Source organism: Streptomyces sp. NPDC021225, assembly GCF_044332865.1.
Lineage (GTDB): Bacteria > Actinomycetota > Actinomycetes > Streptomycetales > Streptomycetaceae > Streptomyces.
Window position 1 is genome coordinate 648862 of the sequence record NZ_JBIRPV010000006.1, and the last position, 12969, is coordinate 661830.

10 protein-coding genes are annotated in these 12969 nt (G+C 72.3%); 4 read left to right on the forward strand and 6 right to left on the reverse strand.

All coding sequences use genetic code 11. The annotated features are described in order from the left end of the window. The first annotated feature begins 123 nt into the window (after nucleotides 1-123). Nucleotides 124-1578 carry a glyceraldehyde-3-phosphate dehydrogenase gene (locus tag ACH4S9_RS28620; protein WP_398374403.1) on the forward strand — a complete coding sequence of 485 codons (1455 nt, stop codon included), beginning with the start codon at nucleotides 124-126 and terminating at the stop codon, nucleotides 1576-1578. Nucleotides 1579-1707: 129 nt separating this feature from the next. Further along, complete coding sequence (locus tag ACH4S9_RS28625; RefSeq protein WP_398374404.1) at nucleotides 1708-3042, forward strand: CAP domain-containing protein; 1335 nt, start codon at nucleotides 1708-1710, stop codon at nucleotides 3040-3042. A 30-nt stretch (nucleotides 3043-3072) separates the two neighbouring features. On the opposite strand, the gene ACH4S9_RS28630 is transcribed toward ACH4S9_RS28625, so the two are convergent. Then, nucleotides 3073-3747, reverse strand: a complete 675-nt coding sequence (locus ACH4S9_RS28630) for a GntR family transcriptional regulator (RefSeq protein WP_398374405.1) — start codon at nucleotides 3745-3747, stop codon at nucleotides 3073-3075. A 597-nt stretch (nucleotides 3748-4344) separates the two neighbouring features. Here ACH4S9_RS28630 and ACH4S9_RS28635 point away from each other — a divergent pair. Together ACH4S9_RS28635 and ACH4S9_RS28640 are read left to right on the forward strand one after the other, a co-directional pair. Further along, entirely contained in the window at nucleotides 4345-5415 is a 1071-nt protein-coding gene (locus ACH4S9_RS28635) for a cation diffusion facilitator family transporter (RefSeq protein ID WP_385337891.1), read from the forward strand. Nucleotides 5416-5521: 106 nt separating this feature from the next. After that, a complete protein-coding gene (locus ACH4S9_RS28640) occupies nucleotides 5522-7069 on the forward strand; it encodes an FAD-dependent oxidoreductase (protein ID WP_311723295.1) in 1548 nt (515 codons plus the stop codon). A gap of 57 nt (nucleotides 7070-7126) precedes the next feature. Here the strand turns inward: ACH4S9_RS28640 and ACH4S9_RS28645 are convergent, their stop codons facing one another. Genes ACH4S9_RS28645 through ACH4S9_RS28665 form a run of 5 tightly spaced genes read right to left on the reverse strand, consistent with a single transcriptional unit; the run spans nucleotide 7127 to nucleotide 12936 of the window. Further along, on the reverse strand, nucleotides 7127-7870 hold the full coding sequence (locus ACH4S9_RS28645) for a DUF1775 domain-containing protein (protein ID WP_398374406.1): 744 nt from the start codon (nucleotides 7868-7870) through the stop codon (nucleotides 7127-7129). Nucleotides 7871-7929: 59 nt separating this feature from the next. Beyond that, nucleotides 7930-8580: a hypothetical protein gene (locus ACH4S9_RS28650; protein ID WP_398374407.1), complete on the reverse strand. Its 651-nt coding sequence runs from the start codon at nucleotides 8578-8580 to the stop codon at nucleotides 7930-7932. 39 nt (nucleotides 8581-8619) lie between these two features. Beyond that, entirely contained in the window at nucleotides 8620-10227 is a 1608-nt protein-coding gene (gene lnt, locus ACH4S9_RS28655) for an apolipoprotein N-acyltransferase (RefSeq protein WP_398374408.1), read from the reverse strand. Next, nucleotides 10224-12341 (reverse strand): cytochrome c oxidase assembly protein, encoded by a 2118-nt coding sequence (locus ACH4S9_RS28660; protein ID WP_398374409.1) that lies wholly within the window; start codon nucleotides 12339-12341, stop codon nucleotides 10224-10226. The genes lnt and ACH4S9_RS28660 overlap by 4 nt, the downstream gene beginning before the upstream one ends. Further along, nucleotides 12331-12936 carry a copper resistance protein CopC gene (locus ACH4S9_RS28665; RefSeq protein ID WP_398374410.1) on the reverse strand — a complete coding sequence of 202 codons (606 nt, stop codon included), beginning with the start codon at nucleotides 12934-12936 and terminating at the stop codon, nucleotides 12331-12333. Before ACH4S9_RS28665 ends, ACH4S9_RS28660 begins: the two co-directional genes overlap by 11 nt. Nucleotides 12937-12969: the final 33 nt, after the last annotated feature.

Here is a 12969-nt window from a genome sequence, read left to right on the forward strand (position 1 = left end):
GTCAATGGCGAGGGTGGCGTATCGGGCGAATCGCCGCACATTCGAGCGCGGGGGGCACCGTTTGATTGATCAAAGCATCGGCGGGTTAGCATATGAGCGCCGCCTAGCTCGAAAGATAAACTTGTGACTGTCAACGAGGACTCGTTCACCAACTGGAAGAACCGCGAGGAGATCGCGGAGTCGATGATCCCGCTCATCGGGAGACTGCATCGGGAACGAGATGTCACCGTCCTGCTGCACAGCCGCTCTTTGGTGAACAAGTCGGTGGTCAGCATTCTCAAGGCCCACCGATTCGCCCGGCAGATCGCCGGAGAGGAGCTCTCCGTCACCCAGACGGTGCCGTTCCTCCAGGCCCTCACCACGCTCGATCTCGGCCCCTCCCAGATCGACATCGGCATGCTCGCCGCGCTGTACAAGGCCGACGACCGCGGTCTGTCGGTGGAGGCGTTCACCGCCGAAGCCGTCGCAGGCGCCACGGGCGCCAACAAGATCGAGTGCGGCGAGGGGCGTGACGTCGTCCTCTATGGGTTCGGCCGCATCGGCCGCCTCGTCGCCCGGCTGCTCATCGAGAAGGCCGGCTCCGGCAACGGCCTGCGGCTGCGCGCCATCGTCGTCCGCGGGAGCGGTGGTCGGGCCGACGAGGATCTCGTGAAGCGCGCGTCGCTGCTGCGCCGTGACTCGATCCACGGCCAGTTCCAGGGCACGATCACCGTCGACGAGGCGAGCAGCACGATCGTCGCCAACGGCAACGAGATCAAGGTGATCTACGCCGACGACCCGACGTCGCTGGACTACACGGCGTACGGCATCAAGGACGCCATCCTCATCGACAACACCGGCAAGTGGCGCGACCGCGAGGGCCTGTCCAAGCACCTCAGGCCCGGCATCGACAAGGTCGTGCTGACCGCGCCCGGCAAGGGCGACGTCCCCAACATCGTCCACGGCGTCAACCACGACACGATCAAGCCGGACGAGCAGATCCTGTCCTGCGCCTCCTGCACCACCAACGCGATCGTCCCGCCGCTGAAGGCGATGGAGGACGAGTACGGCGTGCTGCGCGGCCACGTGGAGACCGTCCACTCGTTCACCAACGACCAGAACCTGCTGGACAACTACCACAAGTCCGAACGCCGTGGCCGCTCGGCGCCGCTCAACATGGTCATCACCGAGACCGGTGCCGCCTCCGCCGTCACCAAGGCGCTGCCCGACCTCAAGGCGCCGATCACCGGCAGCTCGATCCGGGTTCCGGTGCCGGATGTCTCGATCGCGATCCTCAACCTGCGGCTCGCGCGTGAGACCACCCGCGAGGACGTCCTCGACTATCTGCGCAATGTGTCGCTGACCTCGCCGCTCAAGCGCCAGATCGACTTCACCAGCGCCCCCGACGCCGTCTCGAGCGACTTCATCGGCTCGCGCCACGCCTCGATCGTCGACGCCGGCGCCACCAAGGTCGAGGGCGACAACGCGATCCTCTACCTCTGGTACGACAACGAGTTCGGCTACTCCTGCCAGGTCATCCGCGTCGTCCAGCATGTCTCCGGGGTGGAGTACCCGACCTACCCGGCCCCCGTGGCCTGACCGCGGACCGGGCGCCGCTCGTTCCGGCCCCCGTCCGCGGGTACCGCAAACCGATCACCCGCGGGCGGGGGCGGGGCGTTCAGGCCACCGCCCCGGAACCCCGCGCGACGCCACGACGTTGGGTGTGACATGGGCGAACTGGTTCCTGGTGGAAACGCATTGCTCCCCGACGGCGTGCTGCGGATACGGGTGCCGGGCCCCTTCGACCTGTCCGTGCTGATCACCGGAGAGGACGGAAAGGTCGCGGGGGACGGCGACTTCGTCTTCTTCAACCAGCCGTCCGCCCCCGGCGCCCGGCTGGACGGTGACACCGTCACGCTGCGGCCGGAGGAACTGCGACGCGGCGCCGGCCGCGCCACGGTGGTGATCAGCCCCGCCGATCCCGGCACATCGCTCGGCCGGCTGCCCGCCCCCACCATGACCATCACGGGGGTGGGCGGGGCGCGGGCCATCCGGTTCACCCCGCCGCGCCCGACGCATGAGACGGTGCTGCTGCTCGCCGAGATCTACCGGCGCGGCGACCGGTGGAAGGTGCGGGCGCTGGGCCAGGGGTACGCGGAGGGGCTGGCCGGGGTGGCCCGGGACTTCGGGGTGGACGTCGCGGACGACGGCGGGCAGCCGCCGCCCCCGCCTCCTCCGCCGCCCGCTCCGTCGCCCGCCGCGCCCCCGGCCGGCGCCGCCCAGGACCCCGACGGCCTCCTCGGTCTGGTCAACGGCGTGCGGGCGCGGAGCGGCGCCCCCGAGATCGCCCTCGACGCGCGGCTGAGCACGGCCGCCCGGGCCCATGCCGACGCCATGGCCTCGCACGGCCGCCTCGGCCTCGAGAGCCCCGACGGGACATCGGTCTTCCACCGGATCGCCACCGCCGGCTACGCCTGTCTGACCATCGCCGAGCACATCGTCTCCGGGCCCCGTACGGCGGCCGAGTTCATGGACTACTGCCTCCAGGACGGGGAGCGCGGCGCGCCGTTCCGGGATCCCTCGGTCGCGCACCTCGGGGTGGGCCGGGCCGGCGGCGGCCGCTCGGGGGAGGTCTTCTGGACGGTGCTGTGGGCCCAGCCGTTCACGGCCGCGGGCCTGGCCCGTGCGGCCGCCACCGTACGCGAGCTCACCAACGCGGAGCGCGCCGCGGCCGGACTGCCACCGCTCGCCGCTGACCCGGACCTGACCGTGGCCGCGCAGCGGCACAGCGAGGACATGGTCGCCCGCGACTTCTACTCCCACACCGACCCCGAGGGCGGCCAACCGTGGGACCGGGCGGCGGCAGCCGGATGCCGCCACCGGGGCATCGGCGAGAACATCGCGTGCGGTCAGCGCACCCCGGCGGAGGTGGTCCGGGGCTGGATGAACAGCCCCGGACACCGTGCGAACATCCTGAAGCCGGAGTTCAGCCACATCGGGATCGGCTACGCGACGGGGAGCCGGGCGGGCACGTACTGGACACAGCTCTTCGGCAGCGTGTGAGGCGGCGCAGCTCCGCCACCGAGCGCCGGATCATCCGCGTCCGGCGGCGGCGTCATCGATCTCGGCGAACCGCCGCGCCATGAAGGCCACGTGCGCGAGCCCGAGATGCGCCGACATCAACGACGCCGCGAGATCCGGCTCCCGCGCTGCGATCGCCTGGGCGAGATCCCGGTGGAACTGCACGGTGCGGGCGATGTCGTCGTCGGAGTAGTAGAAGAAGGTCCCCAGCGTCATCGACGTCTCGGCGAGCGCCCGGGCGATCCGGAACGTCCTCGGTGCCTCGGCCGCGGCGAGGACGGCCCGGTGGAAATCGCAGTCGCTGCGGTGTAACTCATCGAGGTAGTTCTCGCCCTTGTCGCGCGCGATGCGGTGCATGTGCTCCACGGATTCCCACAACAGCCGCACGTCCCGCTCGGTGCGGCGAGTCGCGGCCAGCCTCGCGGCCCGCGACTCGAGGAGCTGCCGCAGCTCGAAGACCTCGTCGATGTCCGAGCGGGTGTACTCGGCGACGAACGCCCCCTTGTTCAACTCGACCCGGACCAGGCCCTCCTCGCCCAGCCGCCGCAGTGCCGCCCGCACCGGATTCCGGCTGACCTCGAGTTCGGTGCACAGCGCCGCCTCCGTCAGGTGGGCGCCGGGAGGGTAGAAGCCCGCCATGACCCGACTGCGCACGATCGTGTAGATATCGACGCTGCTCCGAGCCATCGCTCAACCATCCTCTCGCCGGGACCGACTGACTCGCGCCCATGGCCGAAGCCGGGAACCACAGTGATTGTCCCGCAGACCGGATAGGGAAACGCATACCTTCGGATCTGCTACGGATGATGATCAGGGCAGGTCACGGAGGGTCGATGCGGAGCACGGCGCGATGTCCGGTCCGCTGTCTCCCGTCGTTTCCACGTGCAGCGCATGGCCGTGGGCAGCCGAGCCCCCGGCCGATTCGGCGAATGTCACCCGGTGACCGTGCCGCTTTTCCATACGCCTTGAATGGCCGCGCCATAGCCGGAGAAGTCCGCCTGGCGTCCAGCATCGCCGCCATCGCTCCGCCGAGAGTGGCGCTGACCCGCCCGAGCCTCGTTCGTCTGCGTCATTTCATCGCGGCAGCATGGTGCTCACTTCTGATCGAGCATGGTTTTCTTGTTCGCATTTCTTCTTCCCGGGAAACTTCCACGGAAACGGCATTGGCCCGGCATCCGCTCATCGCCGCAGGTCAGGGGCGCGCGAATGATATTGACAACGGTCACCAATGCAGCCTTTGCCATACCCCCGTTGCGTGCGGTTCACTTCGGTCAGTCGAAGGACATGCCGATAGGGGGCAGCACAGTGACTTCCGCTCACACGCACCGCCACGGCCCGGAAGGGCACGGGGATCCCGGGGGCCATGACGGGCACGGCGGCCATTCGGGGCACAGCCACGGGGTATCCGCCGATGCCGACCGACGTTGGCTGACGGCCGCGCTGTTGCTCATCGTCGGCTTTATTGCAGTGGAAAGCATTATCGCTTTCGTTGCGGGTTCACTGGCGCTGCTGTCGGACGCCATCCATATGCTCACCGACGCGCTCTCCATTGTGCTGGCCCTGGTCGCGATGCGGCTGTCGGCCCGGCCGGCGCGCGGTCGCTACACATTCGGGCTGAAGCGCGTGGAGATCCTCTCCGCGCAGGCCAACGGACTCACCCTGCTGCTCGCCGCGGTGTGGCTCGGCTACGAGGCCATCCAGCGGCTCTTCGATCCGCCCGAGGTCAGCGGCTGGATGGTGCTGGTCACCGCGCTCGTCGGGGTCGCCGTCAACCTGGTCGCCACCTGGTGCATGTCCAAGGCCAACCGCTCCTCGCTGAACATCGAAGGCGCCTACCAGCACATCCTCAACGACCTCTTCGCCTTCATCGGCACCGCGATCGCCGGCGCCATCGTCCTGCTCACCGGCTTCGCCCGCGCGGACGCCATCGCGACACTGCTGGTCGTGGCGCTCATGATCAAGGCCGGTGTGGACCTGCTGCGCGAGTCGGGCCACATCCTGCTCGAAGGGGCCCCGGCCGGGCTGGACCCCGACGCCATCGGGCGGCGCCTTGCCGAGGCCCCTCAGGTGACGGAGGTCCACGACCTTCACATCTGGACCATCACCTCCGGTCAGACGGCCCTCTCCGCGCACGTTCTGGTCGAAGCGGACGGGGACTGCCACATCGTCCGGGACGACCTCGAACGAGTCCTGGCCGAGGAGTACGGCATCACCCACACCACCTTGCAGGTCGACCACCATGCCGAGGACGGCCTCGCCGTGTCCGCCGGGGGAGCGCTGCACACCGTGAGTTCGACGCCGCACTGCGCCGAACTGCACGGCCGGACCCACCGCAGCGTCCCGCACAACCACTGAACCCGCCATCAGGCGAGCCAGAATCTCCTTCCTACCGATGAGTTGGGCGCGGATCGCGAATGTTAGCGTTTGCACAGTCTGCGTATTCTTCGGTCAAGGAGATCGAGTGACCACATATGACTACGTCGTCGTCGGTGCCGGATCCGCGGGCTGTGTGCTGGCGGCGCGGCTGTCGGAGGACCCCGATGTCCGGGTGGCGCTGATCGAGGCGGGTGGCCCCGACACCGCGCAGGAGATACACGTTCCGGCCGCCTTCCCCCAGCTCTTCAAGAGCGAGCTCGACTGGGACCTCGACTCCGAACCGGAGCCGGGGGCGGGTGGCCGGCGGACCTATCTGCCCCGGGGCAAGGTGTTCGGCGGCAGCAGCTCGATCAACGCGATGATCTATATACGCGGCAACCGTGCCGACTACGACGGCTGGGCCGCCGCCGGGGCCGAGGGCTGGTCGTACGCCGATGTGCTGCCCTACTTCCGGCGTTCGGAGGACAACGAACGCGGCGAGGACGAGTTCCACTCGGCGGGCGGGCCGCTGACGGTCAGCGACAGCAGGTCGAACCACCCGCTCGTCACGGCGTTCGTCCGCGCCGCCGAGCAGGCCGGACACCGGCGGAACGAGGACTTCAACGGCAAAACACAAGCGGGCGTCGGGCGGTATCAGCTGACCCAGCGCGGCGGCATGCGCTGTAGCGCCGCCGTCGCCTATCTGCACCCCGCCCTGGAACGGCCGAACCTCACCGTGTTCCCCTCGGCCCGGGCCCACCGCGTGGTGATCGAGGGCGGCCGGGCGACGGGGGTGGAGGTGGAGCGGGGCGGCGCGGTCGAAGTGATCCGCGCCGACCGGGAGGTGATCCTGTCCGCGGGCGCCTACGAGTCCCCGAAACTGCTGATGCTCTCCGGGATCGGGCCCGCCGCCGCGCTCTCGGCCTTCGGCATCGAGGTGGTGCGCGATCTGCCGGTGGGCCAGGGCCTTCAGGACCACTACATGACGGTGCTGAACTTCCGTACCGGCGTCGAGTCCCTGATGAGCGCGCAGAGCCCGGAGAATGTCGCGCTGCTGCGCGATGCGGGGCGGGGCCCGCTGACCTCCAACATCGGCGAGGCGGGCGGCTTCCTCCACAGCCGGGGCGGACTGGACGCCCCCGATGTGCAGTTGCACATGGCTCCCGTGCTGTTCCACCAGGAAGGGCTCGGCCCCGTCACCGAGCATGGCCTTGCTCTCGGCCCCTCTGTGGTCGCCCCGACCAGCCGCGGCCAGGTGACGCTGCGCTCGCCCCTCCCGGACGCCGCGCCCCGGATCGTGCACAACTACCTGACGACGGCCGAGGACCGCGCATGCATCGTCGGCGGCCTCCGGATGGCCCTGGAGATCGCGGCGCAGGACGCCCTGGCCGAGGTCGTCACCGGGCCGTTCGAGGTGCCGGACACGGACTCCGACGCGGATCTCCTCGCCTTCGCGCAGCGGGTCGGGATGACGCTGTACCACCCGACGTCCACCTGCGCCATCGGCTCGGTGGTCGACCACGAGCTGCGGGTGCTGGACGTGGCGGGGCTACGGGTCGTCGACGCCTCGGTGTTCCCGAGCGTGCCGAGGGGAAACACCAACGCGCCGGTCATCATGGCCGCGGAGAAGGCCGCAGACCTCATCGGGAGCTGATCCTCCTGCCAGGGCTTTGCCGAGGCGGGGCGCCGGGCCGGCGCCCCGCCTCTCGCGCTACTCGGTCCCAGCCCTGCCGCGCCGCTTGACCACCAGGACACCTCCAACCAGGGCGACCAGGCAGAGGCCGGCGACAACGGCCACGGTGGGCCACGGGGACCCGTCGTCCGACGTCGCCGCCTCGGACGGCGCCGAGTCGTCCGGACTCGGTGCCCCGCCCTCCGGCGTCGAGGAGGCCGAGGAGGCGGAGGGCGAGGCCGAGGCGGACGCCGATGCCGCGGCCTCGGCGGCGCCGGGGGCCGCGGGCTTGAGCTTCAGGACCGGGGCCGGGTTCTCCGGTTCCGGCTCCCCGTCACGGGGCAGCTCGATCCACCGGGACACCTCGCCGTCCTCATAGGTCTCCACGGTCTTGAACGCCAGGGACTTCGCGTCCGGCAGCTGCTCGACGACGACGCTGTGTTCGGCGTTCTCGCCGGGTTCGAGCGCGGGTCCGGCGACGCTGTAGCCGTCGCTGGTGGGCTTCAGCTTCCAGCCTTTCGGCGCATCCTTCAGCCGTATGCCGGCGCCGGCGCCGTCCATGCTCTCGGGCAGCACGGTGCGGATCTCGGTGAAGCCCGCCGATTCGGACTCCGCCTCGGACTCGAACGTCAGCGTGACGTTCTTCGCCAGGGCGCGCGAGTCGGAGGCGCTCACCTCGGCGTGGGCCAGGGCGGGCGAGGCCGTGGCGAGGACGATCGCCGAGGCGGCGACGGCGAGGGCGGCGGTCCGCCACGGGCGGGCCGACGGGTGGTGTGCGTACACGTGGTCTCTCCTCGTCAAAGGGGTGGACGCCGGGTCGTGCGAGGCGTCCGTCGCGTGGTTCACGGGGCGAAGCGCACCCGTGGCCACGGCGGCCCCCTGCGGACGAGAACGTGGTCGAGCACATCGAGGGCCACGGTCGCGGGCGCCTCGTCGGCGCTCGGTCGCCGGGGAACCCCGCCACGCCGCCGCGCCGGAGCGCCCCACCAGCGGCGTACCCACCGCGCCACCGCCGCGCGTACGGACTCGGCGAACCGGCCGAGCGCCGAGGGCAGCGCCGCCAGCCGGTCGTCCGCGACGTACAGCAGCACGGCGACGGCCAGGGCCGCCACCGCGTGCGCGGCGAGCATCACCCCGGAGTCCACGACGGGGCCATGGCCGGTGGCGCTCCGCGGCTCCATGCCGTGATGCCCGGCGGCGAGGCCACCGGCGGGACCGGTGAAGGTCAGCCACTCATGCGCCGCCACCTGGACCGCGAGCGTGGCCGCGACGACGCCGGGCAGCGAACGGGGCCGCCCCGCCCACGGCTGCGAGGCGAGGAAGACCACGGCGAGCGCCGGGAGCAGGGCGGCCCAGGACACCGGCTGCCGCGACGCGACGTGGTGCGCGACGGCGGCCAGCGCGACACCGGTGACCGAGAACACGCCGGAGCGGACCACGCGCGCGTGGACATCAAGGCCCGTGGCGGGCCTGGCGCCCGTGGTCCTCGCCATGTCACGCCGTCCGTGGCGGCGCGGCTGCCGGTGTGTGCATCACACCGTCTGGATACGTACGTCCTCGGCCGGCTGTTCAGGCGATCCGGCCGGCCGGGACGGGGTGCCGCGGCGGCGGCGGAGGCCGACGGCCACGGCCGCGCAGGCGGCCACCGCGAAGGCCGCCTCCGGGGCGGGGCCCAGGCGGGTGGCGAGCGTGGTGGTCGTGCGCAGCGGGACGGTGCCGGTCAGCACCGCACGGGTCCACGGTCCGGTGGACTGGGTGACCTTGCCGTCCGGGGCGATGATCGCGCTGATGCCGGTGGTGGAGGCGACCAGCACCGCGCGGTCGTGCTCGACGGCCCGCAGCCGGGACATGGCGAGCTGCTGCTCCGGCTCGGCGATGTTGCCGTCGCGCATATAGGTGGCGTTGTTCGTCGGGACCGCCAGGAGGTTGGCTCCGGTGCGGACGGCGCCGCGGACCTGGCTGTCGTACGCCACCTCGTAGCAGATCGACTCCGCCAGCCGTACGCGCCCGGCGTCCAGCCGCACCGGGTGGTCGCCGGCGATGAAGTCGCGCGGGATGAGCTGGAGTTTGCCCAGGCCGCCGATGACATCGCGCAGCGGGATGTACTCGCCGAACGGCACCAGGTGCTGCTTGGTGTAGTAGCGCCCGGGGCCGCTGTCGGGCAGCCACAGCAGCCCGGTGTTGCGGATCCGGTCGCCGGGCGCGTCGAGGATCGCTCCGACCACGAGCGGGGCGCCGAGGTCGGCCACGAGGTCGGAGATCCGGTCGTGCAGCGAGGGGTCGGTGCGCGGGTCGGTGTCGCTCGCGTTCTCCGGCCACAGCACGAGGTCGGGCCGCGGTGTGCGCCCGGCCCGTATGTCGCGGGCGAGTTGCCGGGTGGCGGCGATGTGGTTCTCGGCGACCTGCTCCAGGCGGGCCTGCTCCTCCATGTTCCGGGCGCGGGGCACATTGCCCTGCACCACGGCCACCCGCGCCCGTGGCCCCTGATCCGCCGAGGGCGGGGCGGGGATCAGCAGGGCCCCGCCGGCGCAGGCGCCCACGGCCGCCACAAGTCCCGCGGCCGCCAGGCGACGCGGGCCGGGACGGGTGGTCACCAGCGCGGCGAGGCTTCCCGCCACCAGGGCGACCACCGCGCTGACGGCGGGCGCGCCGCCGACCGACGCCCACCCCAGCGCCGGGGAATCGGCCTGGCTGAACGCCAGCCGCCCCCACGGGAAGCCGCCGAGCGGCACCCGGGAGCGCACCGCCTCGGCGGTCACCCACCAGCAGGCGGCCCACAGCGGCCAGCCCGGCAGCCGGCCGAAGGCCGGGACGGCGCAGCTGAGCAGGCCGAGCAGCAGCGCCTGGGCGATGCTCAGTGCCAGCCAGGGCAGCACGCCGAGGTTGCTCAGCCACCACAGCAGCGGGGTGAAGAACGCCAGCCCGAAGAGCGTGCCGAGCCGGAAGGCGGCGCGTGGCCGGCGGTGCCGCAACACGGCGAGCAGCAGGGCCGGGCCGACCGCGGCGGTCGGCCACAGCCCGATCGGCGGGAAGGCGCTGCCGAGGAGCAGGCCGCCCGCGACGGCCGCCGCCGGGTCGCGCCACCGCGTCCGAAGGCGTATGAGGTCGGCGCGGCTCAGCGCCGTCGTCAAGCGGGTCATGGTCTGTCCTCCATCGAGTGTGCTTCACCGTCAACCGGTGGAGCGGGCGTTGCGGCCCGCGCTCCCGGCTTCCGCGCGTCGCCTCGCCCGGCCCGCGCCATCCGGATCCTTTCATCGCGGGCATGGAGGCTCGCCAGGTAGGCGTTGTAGGCGGCCAGCGGGTCGCCCGCGTCGCCGCGGTCGATCCGGCGGTCGACGCGGCGAGCCTCGCGGGCATCAGAGCGTACCCATTGGACGGCGAGGATGATCGTGGTGATCAGCACGGGGATGTCGCCGGTCGCCCAGGCGATGGCGCCCGCGTTGTACTGGTCGTCGGCGAGCGAGGCGCCCCAGGGGCGGTCGAGCGCCGTCCACCAGCCCGCGCCGATGAGGTCGGTGGAGCTCATCAGCGAGATGCTGAACCAGGAGTGGAACGGCATCGTGAGGATCATCACGAACAGCTTGGCGAGATACGGGATGCGGTGCGGACCGGGATCGACGCCGATGATCACCCAGAAGAACAGCAGCCCGACGGCCAGGAAGTGCACCAGCATCGCCAGATGGCCGTAGTGGCTGCGCATCAGGAACGCGAACAGCGGGGTGTAGTAGACCGCGAAGGCGCTGCCGATGAACAGCACCCCGGCCACCACCGGATGTGAGATCACCTTGACGTAGCGGCTGCCCAGCACCGCCGTCAGCAGCTCGCGCGGCCCGCGCCGGCCGCCCTTGGGGGCGGCGGGCAGGGCGCGCAGCGCGAGGGTCACCGGGGCGCCCAGCACCAGCAGGATCGGCGCCGTCATCGCCAGCGTCATGTGCTGGCCCATGTGGACGCTGAACAGCACCTTGCCGTAGCTGCCCAGGCCGCTCATGGTCGCGACCACGACGACCGCCAGACCCGCCAGCCACGAGACCGTACGGCCCACCGGCCACGTGTCGCCACGCGCCCGCAGCCTGCGCACCCCGGCCAGATAGGCGAGGGCCAGGGCGGCGGTGGCGAAGCCGAACACCCCGTCGAACCGCCACTCGGTGAACAGCGGTGTCCAGGGGAAGCCGCCGAGCGGGGCGGGCATCGGGAAGCCGAGCAGCTCCCGGACCGGGTCGTACGACTCCGGCGCCCGCGCCGGGGCCGGGGTGCGCGAGAGCCCGGCCGCGAGGCCGACGGTGGCCGCAAGCAGCAGCAGTTCGGCCGCGGCGAGCCGGGCGAACGCCGCCCGCCGCCCCGCCTCCAGCGCGGGGAGGGTACGCCTGCGATGCCGGGCACCGCAGACCGCGAGGGCGATGAGCGCGGCGGTCTTGGCGAGGAGCAGCAGCCCGTAGCGGGTGGTGAACAACTGCCCCGGGGCTTCCAGGCGGATGAGCCCGTTCACCGCGCCGGTGGCGGCCACGGTGCCCAGACACCAGGCGGCCAGCGGGCTGAACCGCCGCACGGCCGCCGCCGTGTGGGACGGGGCCCGCAGGGCGATGGCGGTGACGGCCGCCAGCCCGCCGGTCCACACCGTGGCCGCGAGCACATGCGCCGCGAGCGCGATGACGGCGGCGTCGTGGTTGTCGGCGGCGGCCGAGTGGCCGGCGAACGCCGGTGGCACCAGCCCGGCCAGCGCCACGCACAGTCCCCACCGCGCCGCGCCGCACGTGGTGACCCCGGGCAGCGCGGTGGCGAGCACCAGCGTGACCACCGCCGTCAGCGCGAGGGCGGTCCCCTGCGGGGTGTTGACCGCGACATCGGCGAGCACGGTCGGGTCGAGGACGTCGGCGGGCGGCTGGGCCAGCAGATCGGAGGCGGTGAACACCAGCCCCGCCAGGGTCGCCAGCAGCCACCCGCCCGCGGACACCGCCGCGAGGGCGAGCACCCGCATCCGCCGGGCGCCCAGCCGCCGCCCGCTTCCGGGCGCCACCACGGCGACCAGCAGCAGCGCGCCGACGGTGCACACCGCGGCGAGGTCCGCGGCGGTGCGCGCCAGCGGCAGCCCCCAGGCCGTGACCGGCCCCGCGTCCGGCAGCCCGGGGACGGCCTCGGGAACGGCGCCGCCGAACCGTACGGCCGCCAGCAGCGCGCCCGTCGCGGCCAGCAGCGCGGCCATGGCCAGCAGCGGAGGACGGAGGAGGACCTTGCGCACGAGGGGCTCAACCGCCATGGCGGAACCCCCTCTTGCGCACCGCGTACGTGATGCCGCCCGCGCCCGCGAGCACCGCTGCCGCCCCGGCGGCCACCGGGAGCGCCCCGGGGCCGGAGGACTGCTCCGCTTCATCCGCCTCGGCCGAGGCGGACGAAGCGGTTGAGGCGGACGGGGCGGCTGAAGCGGGGCGGGACGGCGAGGGCCGGGGGACCGGAGCCGTCGTCCGGGCGGCGGCCACGGTGAAGGTGTAGCTGCCCGACACCGGGTGGCCGTCGGCGGACACCACCCGGTAGCCGACGGTGTACCGGCCCGCCGGCAGCTCGGCCGTCAACGCCTGGGACACGGTGCGGCCGTCGACCTTCGGCGCCCCCGTGGTGACGGAACGGCCGGAGGCGCCGGTGACCGCGACGCGGCTGTAGCGGGCGTCCATGGGGTCGTTGAAGGACAGCGAAACCCGGGCGGGGGAGGCGGCGACGGTGGCGCCGTCGTTCGGGGCGCTGCCGGTCAGCCCGGTGTGCGCGGCGGCGGGCGGCGCGGTGGCGACCGCGACGGGCGCGGCGCAGATCAGCAGCCCGGACACGGCGGCTGCTCGCCTGATGCGTGCGATGGACATGAAGTGCCTTGGTCTCCGGCCGCGAACACGGCC

Coding starts and splice junctions, on each gene's coding strand:
- ACH4S9_RS28625 (WP_398374404.1), top strand. CDS start 1,708: ATGGGCGAACTGGTTCCTGGTGGAAACGCATTGCTCCCCGACGGCGTG.
- ACH4S9_RS28630 (WP_398374405.1), bottom strand. CDS start 3,747: ATGGCTCGGAGCAGCGTCGATATCTACACGATCGTGCGCAGTCGGGTC.
- ACH4S9_RS28635 (WP_385337891.1), top strand. CDS start 4,345: ATGCCGATAGGGGGCAGCACAGTGACTTCCGCTCACACGCACCGCCAC.
- ACH4S9_RS28650 (WP_398374407.1), bottom strand. CDS start 8,580: ATGGCGAGGACCACGGGCGCCAGGCCCGCCACGGGCCTTGATGTCCAC.
- lnt (WP_398374408.1), bottom strand. CDS start 10,227: ATGACCCGCTTGACGACGGCGCTGAGCCGCGCCGACCTCATACGCCTT.
- ACH4S9_RS28660 (WP_398374409.1), bottom strand. CDS start 12,341: ATGGCGGTTGAGCCCCTCGTGCGCAAGGTCCTCCTCCGTCCTCCGCTG.
- ACH4S9_RS28665 (WP_398374410.1), bottom strand. CDS start 12,936: ATGTCCATCGCACGCATCAGGCGAGCAGCCGCCGTGTCCGGGCTGCTG.